This is a genomic window from Nocardioides sp. NPDC047086 (assembly GCF_040643685.1).
Taxonomy (GTDB): Bacteria; Actinomycetota; Actinomycetes; order Propionibacteriales; family Nocardioidaceae; genus Nocardioides.
Genome location: NZ_JBEYUV010000026.1, coordinates 23,072 through 39,354, shown reverse-complemented (window position 1 = coordinate 39,354; position 16,283 = coordinate 23,072). Strand labels below are relative to the sequence as shown.

Here is a 16,283-nt window from a genome sequence, read left to right as displayed (position 1 = left end):
GTGAACCTTCGTGCGCATCGTTGTCGGAGCCGCAGCGGCGGCCACTCTCGCTGTCACCACCCTCACGTTCGCGCCGGCGGCGCAGGCTGTGCAGCCAGGGGGTGCGTACGACTGGACGTCGGTGAACGTCGACACGACCCAGGGATTCCGGGCGCTGGACGCCGTCGATGCCAGGACCGCGTGGGTCGGCGGGGACGGCGGGGGAGTGTTCCGTACCACCGACGGTGGCACGACCTGGGACGAGGTCTCGCCGCCTGGATCCGACGGGCTGCTCTTCCGCGACGTCGAGGCACGCTCGGCGAGCGAGGCGGTGGTGCTCTCCATCGGTGAGGGCGAGGCGAGCCGGATCTACAAGACCACCGACGGCGGGGTGACCTGGACCGAGACGTTCCGGTCCGCGGAGCCGACCGCGTTCTACAACTGCGTCGATTTCTGGCCCGGCGGCAAGCGCGGGATCGCGATGAGCGACCCGGTCGACGGCGAGTGGCGCATCATCACGACCTCCGACGGCGGCGACACCTGGAGGATCGCGGACACGCGTGGCCTCGAGGCGCCGGGCGAGTTCGGCTACTCGGCCAGTGGGACCTGTCTGGTCACCGCCGGGGCGCGCGACGCCTGGATCGGCGGTGGGGGTGCCGCAGCGAAGATCTACGCCACCCACGACGGCGGCCGCTCCTGGTCGTCGGCCGACTCGACGATTGCCACCGGCGAGGCCGCCGGCGTCTTCGGGCTCGGCTTCCGCAACCCTCGCCAGGGGATCGCGGTCGGTGGCGACTTCGGTCTCGAGGACGACGGCGTCGACCGCGCCGCCTACTCCACCGACGGCGGCCGCACCTGGGTCAACTCTGAGTCCGACCTGGGCGGATACCGCGAAGCGGTCGCCTGGATCGGCGGCCGTACCGCGATCGCCGTGGGTCCCAACGGCAGCGACATCAGCCACGACAACGGCCGGTCCTGGAAGCCGTTCGGCGCCACCCAGACCCGCTTCCACACCGTCGACTGCGTCCCTGGCGCGTGCTGGGCCGCCGGTGCGGGCGGACGGGTCGGAGTGCTCGGCCGCTGAGCGTCAGATCGTGAGCCCGATCGTCATCGGGCCGCTCGGCGCCATCTCGTGCTCACCGCGCTCGATGCAGAACTCGTTGCCCTCGGGGTCACGGAGCGCGACGAAACCGGTCCCGTCCTCCTTGCGGTGGTCGCCGAAGACGGTGGCGCCGAGCGAGAGCGCTCGCTCGACGAGCTCGTCGCGGGTGGTGTCCTCCGGCTTGATGTCGATGTGGACCCGGTTCTTCGCCGTCTTCGCCTCGGGCACCGGGACGAAGAGGAACATCAGCTCCTTCGACGGGAAGCTGCGGGCAACGATCACCTCCGGGTCCTCGTCGTAGAAGAGGTGCCAGCCGGCGACCGCCGACCAGAACTCCGCGAGCTTGCGGGGGTCGGCGCAGTCGAAGGTGAGGTGACGGATCTGGATGCTCATGGGCGGATCATCTACCGAAGCCTCGATCGAAGGGAACGGGTTATTCGACGAACTCCGAGACCGTACGCGGCGTGGCCGCCGCCGTGAGTGCGACGGCCGTCTCGAGCGGCACGTCCGGGATGTCGACGTGCTCCTGGCCGGCCGCGGTCATCGCGGTGACCTGGGCCAGGCCGATGCGGCGGTCGAAGAACGTCTGCCTGACCCGCCAGCCGATGATGCCGTCGGTCTGCAGCGCGGTACGCACGGCGGTGTAGGAGCCTGAGCGGACGACCAGATAGCGGTCGGTGAGCGCATGGCCGAGGTGCCGGTGGCGCAGCTCGGCACCGAGCAGCCCCAGGACGAGGGCCAGCAGCATCACGGCGACCGGGATCCACCAGATCCAGGTGTCGCCGAAGATGCCGAGCAGCACGGTCGGGACGAGCGCGACGAGCGTCCAGATGACGGTGCCGAGGACCGCTCGGAACCAGTAGCGCCGACGTGGCCGCGGCCCGTGGCCGGTGAGCGCCGCCGAGAACGCGTCCTCACCGAGGATGTCGGTGCCGACCTCGGAGACGACCTGCTCCGGCGCGGTCGGCAGGACCGCGGGGGAGTTGTCGTCGAGCCCGGTCGTCAGCAGGTTGAGGTCGGCACCGCCGGCCAGGCTGATCAGCGGGCCCACGGTGGAGGTGGCGCCGCGTACCTTCGCCTCTTCCACCGTCGTCGCGCGGGTGCTGGTCAGGCCGAAGCTGCGTCGCAGCGTGGTGCCTTCCCGGCCCTGCTCCCGCACGACCTGGAGGTCCCACCAGCGCACCGCGTAGCCCACACACGACCCGATCGCCCATACGGCCATCGCCCCGACGACCGCGATCGGCACGGCGATGAACAGCATGTGGACGACCTCGTCGACCGGGACACCGTTGATCTCGCCGTTGGTGACCCGGACGCCGAGCGACTCCCACGGGATCAGGTCGGAGAACGCGCCGAAGACCGCGCCCAGACCACCCAGCGCGATCGCGAGGTTCCGCAGGTTGAGCGGGGCGTACCTGATCCAGGACCAGTCGAGCCTGGCCACGACCTCGCCCTCGGTGGTCGAGCTCGTCGAGACCTCGTTCGCGGATACGCCGCCCCCGGAGGCCTCTGCGGGCGTGGCGTCCGGAGGTGCTGACGGCGCGGCGTGCAGCAGCTCGCGCCGCAGCCGCGCGGCCGCGTCCTTGGTCAGCGAGTCGAGGGTGATCTGGCCCTCGTCGACCCCGGTCCCGACGTTGACCTTGGTGACCCCGAGGGCGCGGTGGATGAGGGTCGAGCTCAGGTCGACGCTGCGCACCCGGTCGAGCCGGGCGGTCAGGGTGGTGCGGTTGAGCAGGCCCTTGCGTACCTCCAGGTGCGTGGGCGTGACCCGGTAGGTCGTGGTCAGCCACGGGATCATCCCGGCCAGGGCCGCGAACACGGCGATGCCGGCCGCGACCAGCAGACCGATGACCACGTTCGCCTGGCCAGCGGTGAAGGCACCGATCGCGGCCGGGATGATCGCCTGGCGCAGCGTCGAGAGCGGGCTGACGACCGCGGTCCAGCCGGCCAGCCGCTGCCACTCCGCATCCGGAACGGCAGGAGCGGCAGCGGCCTCAGGGACCTCAGGAACGTCAGGGAGCTCGGGCGTGCTCACGTCGCGTCCTCGGGCGTCGCGGCGGTGATGGCCACCAGCTTCGCGACCACCTCCAGCGCCAGCGCGTCGTCGAGGCAGGCGATCTGGACGATGCCGGCCGAGGAGGCGGTGGAGACCTTGACCGTACGCAGCCCGAACTGCCGCATCAGCGGCCCCTGCGTCGAGTCGACCGTCTGCACCCGGGAGAGCGGCACGATCTCGTCGACCACGGTGAGCCACCCATGGCGTACGTGGACGGCGATGTCGGTCACCTCCCACCGGTGGATCCGGAACCGGATCGAGGGCACGAAGGTCAGCCCCGGCACCGGCGCCAGCATAAAGACCACGGCCACGAGCCAGAGGATCCAGGTCCAGAAGCCCTCCGGGACGAGGACCGCAGCCACGATCGCACCCACCGCGAGGGCCAGCCAGACCACGGCGCCGATCGCCTCTGCCGTACGCCAGTAGGCCGGTGCTCGCTCGGAGACCTGATGTGCGGGTTCGCGCAGTCGCTGGGGTGCCTCGGGGTCGCTCACGGGCGCGAGCCTATGGGGTGCGCGGTCTTTACCGTCGGCATTTGTGATCGGCGATTACGGATGCGTACCACGCGAACGAGTCGCGCGGCGTGCGCGCGAGGGTGTCGTAGTCGATGTGCACCAGCCCGAACCGCTGGGTGTAGCCCTCGGCCCACTCGAAGTTGTCCATCAGCGACCAGCAGTAGTAGCCGGTGACGTCGATGCCGTCGGCGACCGCTCCCTCCACCTGGCGCAGGTGGAGGTCGAGGTAGGCGATGCGGTCCGCGTCCCCCTCTCCGGGGGCGGTGTTGTAGGAAGCGCCGTTCTCGGTGATCACGAACGGCGGGTGCTCCGGATAGCGCTGGTGCAGCGCGGTCAGCAGCTCGTGGAGACCGTCGGGGACGACCGGCCAGCCGAAGTCGGTGGTGGGGTAGCCGGTGATCGGCGGCTGCTCGATCGGGTTGGCAGACCCCTCGGGCGCGGCGGCGGCCGCGCTCGGGTTGTAGTAGTTGAGACCGTAGAAGTCGATCGGTGCGCTGATCACCTCCAGGTCGCCGTCCTGGACCGGGAACAGCGGGGCGAGATCCTCCGGATAGCGGCCGAGCAGCACCGGGTCCGCGAACGAGTGGTTCCACAGCGAGTCGAGCAGTCCGGCGGTCGCCCGATCCTCCTCGGAGGAGGTCGCGGGCCAGACCGGCATGTGGTTCGTGGCCGTGCCGATGCTGCCCGCTCCCGCGGCGCGCAGCGCCTGGACCGCCAGCCCGTGTCCGAGCAGCAGATGGTGCCCGGCGGGCAGCGCGTCGAAGACCAGCGCCTGACCGGGAGCATGGATGCCCAGCGCGTGGCCGAGCACGGTCACCACGTTCGGCTCGTTCACCGGGCACCAGTGGGCGACGCGGTCGGCGAGGCGATCGGCCAGCACCGCTGCGTACTCTGCGAACTTCTGGGCCGTCGTGCGGCTCAGCCAGCCTCCGTGAGCCTCCTGCAGAGCCTGCGGGGTGTCCCAGTGGAACAGGGTCGCCATCGGGGCGATGCCGTGGGCGAGCAGGCCGTCCACGAGCCGGTCGTAGAAGTCGAGGCCCTTCTGGTTGACCTCACCCTCACCGCTCGGCAGCACCCGTGACCAGGAGATCGAGAAGCGGTACGCATCCAGCCCGAGCCGCGCCATCAGCGCGAGGTCCTCGTCGAGCCGGTGATAGTGATCGCAGGCCACCTCGCCGCTGCTCCCGTCGACGATCCGCCCGGGCTCGGCGCAGAAGACGTCCCACACCGAGGGACCTTGTCCGTCCTCGCCGGCGGCCCCCTCGATCTGGTAGGCGGCGGTGCTCGCGCCGAAGCGGAAGCCGGTCGGGAGGCTGGTGCCGGGAAGCTCGCTCACAACGCAGAGTCTGCCCGGGCCGCCCCGGCCCCGTCCGCGTTTCGGCCGTGGTCGGCGTAGAACCCTAGGATTGTCGATCGTGGCACTCACCATCGGCATCGTGGGACTTCCCAACGCGGGCAAGTCGACCCTCTTCAACGCTCTGACCAAGAACGACGTACTCGCGGCGAACTACCCCTTCGCCACCATCGAGCCCAACGTCGGCGTCGTCGGGGTCCCCGACGAGCGGCTGGCCGAGCTGGCGAAGATCTACGGGTCCCAGAAGCTGCTGCCGGCCACGGTGCAGTTCGTCGACATCGCCGGCATCGTGCGCGGCGCCTCGCAGGGTGAGGGCCTGGGCAACAAGTTCCTCTCCCACATCCGCGAGTCCGACGCGATCTGCCAGGTCACCCGGGTTTTCCGTGACGACGACGTCACCCACGTCGACGGCAAGGTCGAGCCCGCCAACGACATCTCCACGATCCAGACCGAGCTGATCCTGGCCGACCTGGAGACGGTCGAGAAGGCGATCCCGAGGCTGGAGAAGGAGTCGCGCAAGGCCCCCGACCTCAAGGCGAACCTCGCCGCCGCGGTCGAGGCCAAGGAGGCTCTCGAGGCCGGCACCCCGATCATCGCCACCAAGATCGACCGCGCGCTGATCCGCGACCTGATGCTGCTCACCGCCAAGCCCTACATCTTCGTCTTCAACTGCGACTCCGACGAGCTCGCCGACGAGGCGCTCAAGGACTCGATGCGCGAGCTCGTCGCCCCCGCCGAGGCGATCTTCCTGGACGCCAAGTTCGAGTCCGAGCTGGTCGAGCTCGACGAGGACGAGGCCCGCGAGTTCCTGGCCGACGCCGGCGTCGAGGAGCCCGGCCTGGACATCCTGGCCCGGGTCGGCTTCGACACCCTCGGCCTGCAGACCTACCTCACCGCCGGTCCCAAGGAGGTCCGCGCGTGGGAGATCCCCAAGGGCGCCACCGCCCCCGAGGCCGCCGGTGTCATCCACACCGACTTCCAGAAGGGCTTCATCAAGGCCGAGATCGTCTCCTACGACGACCTCATCGCCGCCGGCTCCGTCGCCAAGGCCCGCGACCTCGGCAAGGTACGCATGGAGGGCAAGGACTACGTCATGGCGGACGGCGACGTGGTGGAGTTCCGCTTCAACGTCTGAGCGACGGCCGTGAGCGGTCGCCCGCGCACTCATTCCAACACTGGAGGTTCCATGCCCAAGGGCTACTGGGTCAGCGTCTACCGCAGCATCTCGGACCCCGAGAAGCTGGCTGCCTACGGCAAGCTGGCCCCGTCTGCCGTCGAGGCAGGCGGCGGTCGGGTCCTCACGCGGGGCAGCCGGGTCGTGGCGTACGACGCCGGGATCGCCGAGCGCACCGTCCTGATCGAGTTCGACAGCTTCGAGCAGGCCGTCGCGACGCACGAGAGCGCCGCCTACCAGGAGGCGCTGGCCGCTCTCGCCGGTGGCGTCGAGCGCGACTTCCGCATCGTCGAAGGCCTCGACTGAAGAGCGAGATCGTCTCCTACGACGACTCCACCGCCATGGCAGAGAGTTCCGGGTTTAACGTCTAGCGTTATTGACGTTCCGCGTTATATACTTCATCTGTGATCAGGTCTTTCGGGGACAAGAACACCGAGTGCATCTGGCGCGAGCAGTACGTCAAGGCCTTCGACAAGGTCCTTCAACGCAAGGCACTTCGAAAACTGGAATTGCTGCACGCTGCGACGGACGTCGAGGATCTCCGGATTCCACCTGGCAACCGTCTCGAGCAGCTCAAGGGTGACCGCAAGGGGCAGCACAGCATCCGGGTCAACGACCAGTGGCGGATCTGCTTCGTGTGGGAGAACGGTGGCGCAGAGGATGTCGAGCTGATCGACTACCACTAGCGAGGAGGCATTGTGATGAGGGATGACGAGTTGATCGAGCCGATCCACCCGGGAGAGATCCTGATGGAGGACTTCATTCAGGGTTTCGGGATCACGCAGAACAAGCTGGCGGTTGCGATCGGCGTGTCGCCGCGTCGGATCAATGAGATCGTTCACGGCAAGCGCGGCATCACCGCAGACACGGCGGTGCGGCTTTCCCGGTACTTCGGCAACTCCGCGGAGTTCTGGATGAACCTACAGGCCCACTACGAGCTCCGTATCGAGCGACGAGCGTTGCAGGCCCAGCTCGACGCGATCGAGCCGATCCGTCAGGCTTCGTGAACCCGATCCGAGTCGTTCGACTTGCGGAAGCACGCGACCTGGACACTGTGGGCGGGCTGCGGCCGAGATCTTTTGCGCCATGGGCCCCTGAGCTGGGCTGCCTAGAATCATCAGGGTGCCACGAATCGAGTTCGCCACTCAGATATCGGCGACGCCGAAACGGTGCTTCGAGCTCAGCCTGTCCGCGGATGCCCACCGGTCTTCGATGTCCCACTCCGGTGAGCGCGCCGTCGCCGGCGTTACGTCCGGGGTGATGCGTCTCAGGGACTCGGTGACTTGGAAGGCACGCCACTTTGGGGTCCCGATCACGATGACGTCGGTGATCAGCGAGTACGACGCTCCGCACCGGTTCGTGGACGAGCAGCAGTCCGGCCCGTTCCGGCGGTGGAGGCACGAGCACCGGTTCGAGCCGGCCGCCGGGGGCACGTTGATGACGGACGTCGTGGAGTTCGAAGCGCCTGCCCGGGCGGTCGGGCGGTTGGTGAATGCCCTCGTGCTGACGCGGTACATGACGAGGCTGTTGGAGCGACGGAACGCATGGCTGGTGGATGCCCTCGCCGGTCCTGAGGCCTGACAGCTCTGGGCTCGCCCCGACGGGTTTCCGTTTTCGCAGTCGGCGATCGATGAACCGCGGCTAGTCTCGGCCGAGGTCTCGGCTGACGGAGTGGAGCTGCGATGGCTGGCGACGTCGAGGCGATGTGGATCATCGCGCTCGTGGCGCTGTGGTACGCGCCGACGATCGTCGCGCTGGTCCTGATCGGTCGCAGCATCGCTGCCCGGGGACGCATGACTGGGCTGGACGTCCTCGACATCGTGATGGTTCTGGTCTTCTGCTGGGCCGGTGCCCTGGTCTACTTCCTCATCGCGTTCCTGCGTCGCCGAGAGGAGACCAGGCCCGTGGCCGCCGCGTCGCCTCCGATCGAGGAGAGCGAGGCGACCTTGAACCGGGTCGATGAGGCGTACGCGCGGGCCTGGGCCGAAGCGCGTACGGCGGCCGACGATGACCTGATCGACGCGCTCCAGCAGGCGGGACTCGGACCGAGCTGGACCGAGGTGGGCCGGCCGCGGGCGGACCTGCTTTTCCTCATCTGGCGGGCGGGCGCGACGCCACGGTCGGCGTCGAAGCAGCTTCGCGAAGCGCTCGGCACACGGTCCGGGCGTACCGGCACGTAGGTGCTTGACCCGGGCGGGCGTCAGGAGAAGTCTGGAGAGATGACTAGCCGTGCGGTCGATGGTTCGCGTTCGCTGCTGACGCTCGGCCGGGTGGACTCGGTGCGGGTCCAGGTCGGTTATCGGGCCAGCCCGGACGAGCGGGTGGATCGGCACTACCTGCTCGACCTGTCGGTCCCGGAGCCGGACGGCGGGGGAGACGAGGAGGTCCTCGACGAGCGGGAAGTCCTCGCCGCGCTGGAGCCTGTCCTGTACGCAGGGGCCGACGCACGGCGGCACTATTCGCTGCACCAGCACCGATGGCACACCAGCTGGGGTGCCAGCCCGGGCGCTCTCGAGATCGGGCTGCTGGTGGACACCGGGCCTCGGACCACGGCCCTCCCGGAGGCTTCGTACGACGGTGTGACCCGCGCCTTCCTCGACGTGATGGAGGTGGTCGGCCGACCGGAGTGGACGCCGACCTCGCGGGACTCGGCGGTCCAGCGCGCCCGGAACGCGGCTGCGACGGCGTACGCCGTGGACCCGGAGGGCCTCTCGCTCCGCGCAGAGGAGCACCACCCTGCCGACAGCTCCTGGACGTTCACCCTGCGTTCGACCGCGGGGGATGAGTACGACGTGGTGATCGGCTTCATCGAGGGGTACGCCGGTTCGGTGTCGGTGCGGGACGCACACCGGATCGAGGCGTCCGACTCCATCGGCCCCGAGTGACGGAGCCGCGTAGCCGCCGCGACGGCACGTACCGATCGAGCTCTCGATCTTCGAAAAGCAGGACCTCTATGGCTCGGACGCGCTTACTCCTGCCTATTGCAACCCAGGGGTTGCAATAGGCAGGGAGGTGTGCGACGGTTAAGTGCAACCGTTGAGTTGCATACGCGAGGAGGGTCGATGTCCTCTCAACAGAGTCGTTCGGCAACAGGCCGTTCCCCGGCCGCGATCACCTTGGTCGCTATGTTCGTGGGGGCGCTGGTGATGGGGTGCGCCGAGATGCTCGTGATGGGCATGCTCGACCTCATGGCCGCGGACCTGGCCGTTTCGGTCTCGGCGGTGGGTGTGCTCGTGTCGGCGAACGCGCTCGGGATCGCGGTCGGTGGTCCGCTGCTGACGTTCCTGACCGCCCGCCTCGATCGGCGGCCGGTGCTGCTGGCCGCGTTCACCACGTTCACCGGGCTCAACCTACTTCCCGCGCTCGGCGCCGACTTGGACCTCTTCGTCGCCGCCCGGGTCGTGATCGGCGCCGTGGAGGGGCTGTTCATCGCGGCCGCGATCACCACCGCGACGTCGATCGTGCCGCCGGAACGGGCCGGTCGGGCGATGGCGGTCGTGATCTCCGGGTTCGCCGTCTCCGGCGCGGTCGGGATGCCGCTGGGCCGGCTCCTCGGTGAAGCCGTCGGCTGGCGGGCATCGTTCCTCGCCGTCGTCCTGGCCTCCGCTGCCGCGCTCCTGGTCGCGGTGCTGGTGGTGCCTCGGGTGCCGGCCGAGAGCCACGTCGGAATGCTCGGCCAGCTGCGGCTCGCCTTTGCGCCCCGCGTGCTCGCGGTGCTTGCGGTCGGCGTGCTGCTGTTCGCGGGCGTCTCGGCGGCGCTGACCTACCTCGTCCCGTTCCTCAGCGACGTGGCCGGGGTGTCGGGGCCGTGGATCGGAGCTTGTCTGCTGGGCTACGGCATCGCTGCCGCGGCCGGATCGTTCGCCGGTGGCGGGTTCGCCGACATCGGTGCCGCCCGCGCCCTGACTGTCGGCACGGTCGGCACATCGGCTGCACTCGTCGCGCTGGTCCTGTGGGGTACGAGCCCGGTCGTCGCGGTTCTCGCGGTGCTCGGCCTCGGCATGTGCAGTGCGGGCATCACCACCCCGTGGCAGCATCGCGTCGAACACCTCGCCGGGCCCGGAGCGATCCTAGCGGCCTCGCTGCCGGCGTCCGCCGGGAATCTCGGAGACGCGATCGGCGCCTTCGGCGGAGGGCGAGCGATCACCGCCGGCGGCATCCCCGCAGCACTCCTCGTCGCCGCCGTCCTCGCGGCCGTCGCCGTCGTCGCCGCGATCCTCAGCCGTTCCCTGAGCCCAGTGTCCGCACCTTCGACCCGGCCAGGACGAGCACCAGAACCCGCCGCCATCCGCTGACGGCCCGGTGACCGCCGGTGACTGCCACGTACCGAGAGAAAGGAACCATCATGAAGAACACGAAGAACCCCCAGGCCGAGATCGAGGCCGGCACCTTCAGCGTGCGCCGTACGATCCATATCGACGCGCCCAGGGAGAAGGTCTGGAGAACCGTCACCGAGCCCGGGCTGATCTCACAGTGGTTCGGTCAGATCGATCTCACCGGTTCCGGCGTCGGAGCCGTGGGCACGATCGGCTGGCCGGGTGAGCGCCGGGTGCCGATCCGCGTGGACACCTTCGACCCTCCGACGGAGGTCTCCTACCGCTGGTGCAACGAGGAGGGCCCGCTGCCGGAGACGGTCGATGAACAGCGTTCGACGGTCTTCCGCTTCACCCTGGAGTCGACCCTCGGCGGCACTCGGCTCACCGTCGTCGAGACGGGCTTCGAGCGCACCAGCGACCCTGCAGGGCTCATGGCAGACCATCGTGGCGGCTGGGACGAGGAACTCGACAAGCTCGTCGCCCTCCTCGAGCAGAGCTCATGAACAACGGCATCATCGTGGACCGGGTCGTGGTCGACATGTGCAGCGCACTGGGCGACGAGAGCCGGTGGAGCATCCTCGCCGCCCTCGGCGAGGGCGACGCCTCGGCGTCGGCCCTCTCCCGGAAGCTGCCCATCACCCGGCAAGCCATCGCCAAGCACCTCGCCGTCCTGCAGGAGGTCGGCCTCGTGGAAACCGTCCAGGCCGGGCGTGAGGTCCGGTATCGGGTCGTCGGTGCCGGGCTCAGCACCGTGGCCCGGCGCCTCGACGCCATCGGCATCGAGTGGGATCGCCGCCTCGCTGCCATCAAGCAGATCGCCGAGAACCTCTGAGGGATCACACGGTGCAGGACATGACCTCCGGCGCGCGCTCGGGGCGCGTAGTGTCGGCTCCTATGGCCGAGTTGTCGGAGCCGACTCGGATGAGAGCAACCCGGAGCCGGCCGGATCAGCGATCGAGGTCGATCCGCACACCGGTGAGCTCCTCGGAGACATTCCACAGGCGCTGCTGGGTCGCCAGGTCGTAGGAGGCCGGGCTGGAGGTGACCAGCTTCGGGTGGCCACGGGTCTCGCCGAGGCCGTCGGGGCCGTAGTACTGACCGCCGATGACGGCGGGGTCGGTGGCGGCGCGCAGGGTGGGCAGGGCGCCCATCGCCGGCGACTGGGCGAGCAGCGGCCCGACCAGGGCGAAGGGCACCCGTAGGGCGGCAGGGGAGTTGCGGGCGAGCTCGGTGTTGGAGCCGCCGGGGTGGGCGGCCACGGCGATCGTGGTGCCGTGGGACGCGAGCCGGCGCTGTAGCTCGTAGGTGAACATCAGGTTGGCGAGCTTGGCCTGGCCGTACGCGGCGACGCGGCTGTAGGAGCGCTCCCACTGCAGGTCGTCGAAGTGGATGTCGGCCCGGATGCGGTGACCGATGCTGCTGACCGTGACGACCCGGGATCCGGCGACGGGGAGGAGCTGGTCCAGCAGCAGGCCGGTGAAGGCGAAGTGGCCGAGGTGGTTGGTGCCGAACTGCATCTCGAAGCCGTCGGCGGTGGTCTGCTTCGGCGTGTACATCACGCCGGCGTTGTTGATCAGAAGGTCGATCCGCGGGTGGCTGGCGCGCAGATCCGCCGCTGCGGATCGGATCGAGTCCAGGGAGGCCAGGTCGAGGACCTGGACGGTGACGTCGCCATCGATGCGGGCCGCCGCCTGCTTGCCCTTCTCGACGTCGCGTACGGCCATGACCACGTGCGCCCCGCGCTCGGCGAGCATTCGGGCGGTCTCGAAGCCGAGGCCGGTGTTGGCGCCGGTCACGACCGCCACGCGGCCGTGCTGGTCGGGGATGTGCTGTTCGGTCCAGGTCTCGCTCATTGTCCACTCCTAAAGAACCATCGGTCTGTTATGAGCCCAACTTAAGAGACCGATGGTCTGATGTCAAGGGACCGGCGGTCTTTAAGCTAGTCTGGGCGGGTGACATTCCAACGGGCGCGAAGCGACGAGCAGCGCGAGATCCGCCGCCGGGCGATCCTGGAGACCGCGGCGTCGATGCTCGATGAGATGCCGGTCGCCGAGCTGAGCCTCAACGAGCTCAGCCGTCGGGTGGGCTTGGCGAAGTCGAACGTCCTGCGCTACTTCGAGTCGCGCGAGGCGGTGCTGCTCGAGCTGCTGGACGACTTCTTGGCGAGCTGGCTCGACGAGCTGACGGAGAAGCTGGGGACCGGCATCGACGCGCAGGCGTCGCCGGAGGTGCGGGCGGACCAGCTGGCCGAGATCCTCAGCCGGTCGCTGGCGGAGCGCAGGGTGCTCTGCGACCTCGTCGGCGCGCAGGGCGGCGTCCTCGAGCACAACGTCTCCGTCGAGCTCATCAAGCGTCACAAGCGCTCCTCGCATGCGAAGCTCGAGACGATGGCCGAGCTCGTGCGTCGTCACCTGCCCGAGGTCGGCGACGGCGCCCAGACGTTCTGCCTGATGAGCCTGATCTCGGCGGGCGCCCTGGCGGCGTACGACCCGCCGCCGCCGAGCCTGCGCGCCGTCTATGCGGACGAACCCGCTCTGGGTGTGCTCCAGCTGGACCTGCGCGAGACCCTGCGGACCTCTTGCGCCGCGGCCCTCGTGGGTGTGCTGCCGCGCGCCTGACCCCGCGGCAGTTGCTCAGCCCTTGAGCAGCCGCATCGTCTGGTGCGACAGCAGCCTGCTCACCGCGGGCAGCCGGGAGATGGTCCCGAGGATGAGCGCCTCGTACGCCTCGGGGTCGGCGACCTGGACGCGCAGGTAGTAGTCGGGCTGGCCGAGCATGCGGCGCATCTCGGTGACCTCCGGGATGGCGACGGCGGCGGTCTCGAAGTCCTCGATGGTCTTGCCGTCGTTGACGGCGATGTCGATGGCCACGATGACCTCGAACCCGCGTCCGCCGCTCTTCGGATCGATGCGGGCCCGATAGCCCCTGATCACCCCGTCGGCCTCCAGGCGCTGGACCCGGCGCAGGCACGGCGCGGGGGTGAGCCCGACCCGCCGAGCCAGCTCGGCGTTGCTCAGCCGGGCGTCATTCTCGAGCTCGGCAATGATTGCTCGATCCAGATCGTCAACCGCATGATCATTGCGCACATCGGCACTCTAGCATCGACAGTGAGCAACCCATGGACGGCTGAACTTTCCTAGGCTTGCGGCATGCAGGTCATGGAGATGGAGACGGGGTGCGGGGAGCCGGCGGGCGCCCGTGAGGAGGTCGCGGCCGGGTGGCGGACGGTGCTCCCGGCGTGTGTTGCCGTGGTCCCGCTGGCGCTCGCGCTCGGTGTGCTGGTGGTCCAGTCGGGGCTCGCCTGGTGGTGGGCGCCGGTGTTCGGCGCGGTCGTGTTCGCCGGCTCGATGGAGTTCCTGCTGGTCGGCCTCCTGGCCGCAGCCGCTCCGCTGGCGCAGATCGCGGTCAGCACGCTGCTGGTGAACTTCCGGCACGTCTTCTACGCCATCTCGTTCCCCCTGCACCGGGTGCACGGCCGCGGATGGAAGGCCTACAGCACCTTCGCCCTGACCGACGAGGCGTACGCACTCACCGCGACGCCGGAGGCGGCCGGGTGGTCGCGGACGCGGATCCTCAGCATCCAGGCGTTCTTTCATCTGGCGTGGGTGCTCTGCGTGGCCGCCGGTGCCGGGCTGGGCTCGCTGATCCCGCCGCAGGTCGTCGGCCTCGACTTCGCCGTCACCGCGCTGTTCGTGGTGCTGGGGATCGAGGCGTACAAGGTCCGTCGGTCGGTGCCGATCTCGGCTCTCGCCCTGGGCTGCGCGATCGTGGCGGCGCTGATCTCGCGGGACAACATGCTGCTGATCGCGATGGGCATGTTCTGTGCCGCTCTGGTCTGCTCGTACGTCCTCGCCGCCCGCAGGAGCAGCCGTGGCTGATCCCTGGTACGTCCTGTCTGCCGTCCTCGTCTCCGCGGCCGTCACCTGGACCCTGCGTGCGGCTCCGTTCGCCATGCTCGCTCCGCTGCGGCACAGTGCGCTGCTGGCCTACATCGGCGACCGGATGCCGGTCGGGGTGATGGTCATCCTTTCCGCCTACACGCTCCGCGAGACCGACCTCGTCGTGCTGACCTCGGCCGGGCCGGCCGCCCTGGCTCTCGCGATCACGATCGGGCTGCACCTGTGGCGAGGCAGCATGACGCTGAGCATCTTCGCGGGCACGGCCACGTACGTCGTGATCACCTCGATCCTGGCGACCTGAGCGGTGTCGATACGACTACCGTGTCCGCATGACCGTTGAGAACAAGGCCAGGAAGTCTCGCAAGAGGGGCGACGGACGGAACGGATTCGAACGCTTCGTGGAGGTGGTCACCTCGTTGGTCAGTCACGCTCCGTTCTTCTATGTGATCGTGTGTGTTCTGGTGGTGTGGGTGGTGAGCCTCCCCTTCTGGTCCTCGACCACCAAGTGGGAGCTGGCCCTGCACACGGGCTCCTCGGTCCTCTCGCTGCTGTTGCTCGTGCTGCTCCAGAACGCGGGGCGGCGCTCCGAGGAGGCTGCCCACGAGAAGCTCAACGTCATCGCCTCGGCTCTCTCCGACCTCATGGCGTCGCGGGCCCGCGACGACGAAGATCTTGCCGACTCGGTGCGTATCCTGCGCGAGGCCGTGGGGCTCGAGGAGCGGCACTGAGCGCCGACGGCCGAACGGCGACCTCGATCCGCTGGGGGAGCGGGCGCTGGACCCATCCGCCGGTTGCCGCCGTCGAGCGCGGCTCTGACCTCCTTGTCACCGCGGTCGAGGGGAGCGATGCGTGGCGTACGACCTCCTACGGGTTCGTCCACGACAGCGAGCACGCCCTGCTGGCACCCTTCGAGCAGGACACCGCGGTCGAGGTCGAGTTCACGGCCGCCTTCTCGCAGCAGTTCGACCAGGCCGGGATCTTCGTACGCGTCAGCGAGAAGCACTGGGTCAAGGCAGGCGTCGAGTATGCCGACGGTCGTCCGCAGCTCGGTGCCGTCGTCACCGACGGCAGGTCGGACTGGTCGCTGGCGCCGGTGCCTGACTGGCGCGACCGGAGGGTCCTCATGCGGGTCAGTCGATCCGGTGACGCGCTCACCATCCGAGCTGGGGTCGACGGCGGTGACCTCCGGCTCGTCCGGCTCGTCCCCTTCGCGCCCGACCTCGTCGCCGAGGCCGGGCCGTTCACCTGCGCTCCCACGCGGGCGGGGCTCACGATCGCCTTCCACGCCTGGCGTACGACCTCGGTCGACGCCGCCCTGCACTGATCGGGTGCTAGTTGATGATCTCGGCCCGGTCGTCCGTCCGGATGGCAGCGAGGCGGTCTCGCCACATCTGCAACGCTTCGGGGGTCAGCCGGGTCCAGTCGTGGACCTCGGAGACGATTCGGAGCGGAGCCGTGCTGCGGTAGGACCGGGTCGGGTTGCCGGGGAACTTCTTGTCCGTGACGTTGGGATCGTTCTCGAACTCTCCGGTCGGCTCGACGAGGTAGACCCGTGGTTCTCCGTCGCCGGGGGTGATCTCGGCCGCGAGGCCAGCGCCGTCGGGAAGCGCGGTGAAGTAGATGTGGTTCATCACCACCTCGGGCTTGTAGTTGGAGCGGAACCCGGCGGTGAGGAGATCTCCTTCGCGAAGATCGGCCTTTGTGCCGTGGTAGAACGGCCCTTCGTCCAACGGCCCACCCATGTCTGCAGGTTACTCGGGTATTTGTGCTCGGGTTCCAGCGTGGGTGGGGCCAATACGGTGCTTGGGTTGGGTGCCATTTGGGTGCCTTGCGGACTACCAGCAGCGGTCTGACTTCGGGATGGGATACCTGTCCCTGAATGGGTTCG

23 protein-coding genes are annotated in these 16,283 nt (G+C 69.0%); 16 read left to right on the top strand and 7 right to left on the bottom strand.

Going from position 1 to position 16,283, the window contains the following annotated elements; translation table 11 throughout:
* Nucleotides 1-10: 10 nt before the first annotated feature.
* Nucleotides 11-1,063 (top strand): oxidoreductase, encoded by a 1,053-nt coding sequence (locus tag ABZ796_RS18530; RefSeq protein WP_357338767.1) that lies wholly within the window; start codon nt 11-13, stop codon nt 1,061-1,063.
* 3 nt (nt 1,064-1,066) lie between these two features.
* Here ABZ796_RS18530 and ABZ796_RS18525 read toward each other — a convergent pair whose 3' ends face one another.
* From ABZ796_RS18525 to ABZ796_RS18510, 4 genes are read right to left on the bottom strand one after another with little or no spacing between them, the layout of a single operon-like run.
* Entirely contained in the window at nt 1,067-1,474 is a 408-nt protein-coding gene (locus tag ABZ796_RS18525; protein WP_357338766.1) for a VOC family protein, read from the bottom strand.
* A gap of 40 nt (nt 1,475-1,514) precedes the next feature.
* A complete protein-coding gene (locus ABZ796_RS18520) occupies nt 1,515-3,116 on the bottom strand; it encodes a PH domain-containing protein (RefSeq protein WP_357338765.1) in 1,602 nt (533 codons plus the stop codon).
* Nucleotides 3,113-3,631 carry a PH domain-containing protein gene (locus ABZ796_RS18515; protein WP_357338764.1) on the bottom strand — a complete coding sequence of 173 codons (519 nt, stop codon included), beginning with the start codon at nt 3,629-3,631 and terminating at the stop codon, nt 3,113-3,115. Before ABZ796_RS18515 ends, ABZ796_RS18520 begins: the two co-directional genes overlap by 4 nt.
* 28 nt (nt 3,632-3,659) lie before the next feature.
* The gene (locus ABZ796_RS18510; protein WP_357338763.1) at nt 3,660-4,988 is read right to left on the bottom strand and encodes a GH1 family beta-glucosidase; all 1,329 of its coding nucleotides are present in this window, start codon (nt 4,986-4,988) and stop codon (nt 3,660-3,662) included.
* A 79-nt stretch (nt 4,989-5,067) separates the two neighbouring features.
* On the opposite strand from ABZ796_RS18510, the gene ychF reads away from it, so the two are divergent.
* From ychF to ABZ796_RS18460, 10 genes are all read left to right on the top strand, one after another.
* On the top strand, nt 5,068-6,141 hold the full coding sequence (ychF, locus tag ABZ796_RS18505; protein ID WP_357338762.1) for a redox-regulated ATPase YchF: 1,074 nt from the start codon (nt 5,068-5,070) through the stop codon (nt 6,139-6,141).
* A 51-nt stretch (nt 6,142-6,192) separates the two neighbouring features.
* Nucleotides 6,193-6,486 (top strand): DUF1330 domain-containing protein, encoded by a 294-nt coding sequence (locus ABZ796_RS18500; RefSeq protein ID WP_357338761.1) that lies wholly within the window; start codon nt 6,193-6,195, stop codon nt 6,484-6,486.
* A gap of 98 nt (nt 6,487-6,584) precedes the next feature.
* Nucleotides 6,585-6,866, top strand: a complete 282-nt coding sequence (locus ABZ796_RS18495) for a type II toxin-antitoxin system RelE/ParE family toxin (protein ID WP_357338760.1) — start codon at nt 6,585-6,587, stop codon at nt 6,864-6,866.
* Nucleotides 6,867-6,881: 15 nt separating this feature from the next.
* Nucleotides 6,882-7,187: a HigA family addiction module antitoxin gene (locus ABZ796_RS18490; protein WP_357338759.1), complete on the top strand. Its 306-nt coding sequence runs from the start codon at nt 6,882-6,884 to the stop codon at nt 7,185-7,187.
* Between the two features lie 115 nt (nt 7,188-7,302).
* Nucleotides 7,303-7,761 carry an SRPBCC family protein gene (locus ABZ796_RS18485; protein WP_357338758.1) on the top strand — a complete coding sequence of 153 codons (459 nt, stop codon included), beginning with the start codon at nt 7,303-7,305 and terminating at the stop codon, nt 7,759-7,761.
* Between the two features lie 101 nt (nt 7,762-7,862).
* Nucleotides 7,863-8,360 (top strand): hypothetical protein, encoded by a 498-nt coding sequence (locus ABZ796_RS18480; RefSeq protein WP_357338757.1) that lies wholly within the window; start codon nt 7,863-7,865, stop codon nt 8,358-8,360.
* 39 nt (nt 8,361-8,399) lie between these two features.
* Entirely contained in the window at nt 8,400-9,065 is a 666-nt protein-coding gene (locus tag ABZ796_RS18475; protein WP_357338756.1) for a hypothetical protein, read from the top strand.
* 240 nt (nt 9,066-9,305) lie between these two features.
* Nucleotides 9,306-10,475 (top strand): MFS transporter, encoded by a 1,170-nt coding sequence (locus ABZ796_RS18470; protein ID WP_357338755.1) that lies wholly within the window; start codon nt 9,306-9,308, stop codon nt 10,473-10,475.
* Between the two features lie 50 nt (nt 10,476-10,525).
* The gene (locus ABZ796_RS18465) at nt 10,526-10,999 is read left to right on the top strand and encodes an SRPBCC domain-containing protein (RefSeq protein ID WP_357338754.1); all 474 of its coding nucleotides are present in this window, start codon (nt 10,526-10,528) and stop codon (nt 10,997-10,999) included.
* Nucleotides 10,996-11,328, top strand: coding sequence for a metalloregulator ArsR/SmtB family transcription factor (locus tag ABZ796_RS18460; protein ID WP_357338753.1), 333 nt, complete (start codon nt 10,996-10,998; stop codon nt 11,326-11,328). Before ABZ796_RS18465 ends, ABZ796_RS18460 begins: the two co-directional genes overlap by 4 nt.
* A 115-nt stretch (nt 11,329-11,443) precedes the next feature.
* On the opposite strand, the gene ABZ796_RS18455 is transcribed toward ABZ796_RS18460, so the two are convergent.
* The gene (locus ABZ796_RS18455) at nt 11,444-12,349 is read right to left on the bottom strand and encodes an SDR family NAD(P)-dependent oxidoreductase (RefSeq protein WP_357338752.1); all 906 of its coding nucleotides are present in this window, start codon (nt 12,347-12,349) and stop codon (nt 11,444-11,446) included.
* A 99-nt stretch (nt 12,350-12,448) separates the two neighbouring features.
* Here ABZ796_RS18455 and ABZ796_RS18450 point away from each other — a divergent pair, with 99 nt between their 5' ends.
* Complete coding sequence (locus ABZ796_RS18450; protein ID WP_357338750.1) at nt 12,449-13,114, top strand: TetR family transcriptional regulator; 666 nt, start codon at nt 12,449-12,451, stop codon at nt 13,112-13,114.
* 15 nt (nt 13,115-13,129) lie between these two features.
* Here the strand turns inward: ABZ796_RS18450 and ABZ796_RS18445 are convergent, their stop codons facing one another.
* Nucleotides 13,130-13,582, bottom strand: coding sequence for an Lrp/AsnC family transcriptional regulator (locus tag ABZ796_RS18445; RefSeq protein ID WP_357338748.1), 453 nt, complete (start codon nt 13,580-13,582; stop codon nt 13,130-13,132).
* A 63-nt stretch (nt 13,583-13,645) separates the two neighbouring features.
* Here ABZ796_RS18445 and ABZ796_RS18440 point away from each other — a divergent pair, with 63 nt between their 5' ends.
* Genes ABZ796_RS18440 through ABZ796_RS18425 form a run of 4 tightly spaced genes read left to right on the top strand, consistent with a single transcriptional unit; the run spans nt 13,646 to nt 15,719 of the window.
* Nucleotides 13,646-14,374, top strand: a complete 729-nt coding sequence (locus ABZ796_RS18440; RefSeq protein WP_357338746.1) for an AzlC family ABC transporter permease — start codon at nt 13,646-13,648, stop codon at nt 14,372-14,374.
* Nucleotides 14,367-14,696: an AzlD domain-containing protein gene (locus tag ABZ796_RS18435; protein WP_357338744.1), complete on the top strand. Its 330-nt coding sequence runs from the start codon at nt 14,367-14,369 to the stop codon at nt 14,694-14,696. Before ABZ796_RS18440 ends, ABZ796_RS18435 begins: the two co-directional genes overlap by 8 nt.
* Before the next feature lie 28 nt (nt 14,697-14,724).
* The gene (locus tag ABZ796_RS18430) at nt 14,725-15,123 is read left to right on the top strand and encodes a low affinity iron permease family protein (protein WP_357338742.1); all 399 of its coding nucleotides are present in this window, start codon (nt 14,725-14,727) and stop codon (nt 15,121-15,123) included.
* The gene (locus tag ABZ796_RS18425; protein ID WP_357338829.1) at nt 15,120-15,719 is read left to right on the top strand and encodes a DUF1349 domain-containing protein; all 600 of its coding nucleotides are present in this window, start codon (nt 15,120-15,122) and stop codon (nt 15,717-15,719) included. The genes ABZ796_RS18430 and ABZ796_RS18425 overlap by 4 nt, the downstream gene beginning before the upstream one ends.
* A gap of 7 nt (nt 15,720-15,726) precedes the next feature.
* Here ABZ796_RS18425 and arr read toward each other — a convergent pair whose 3' ends face one another.
* Nucleotides 15,727-16,137 (bottom strand): NAD(+)--rifampin ADP-ribosyltransferase, encoded by a 411-nt coding sequence (gene arr, locus ABZ796_RS18420; RefSeq protein WP_357338740.1) that lies wholly within the window; start codon nt 16,135-16,137, stop codon nt 15,727-15,729.
* Between the last annotated feature and the right edge of the window lie 146 nt (nt 16,138-16,283).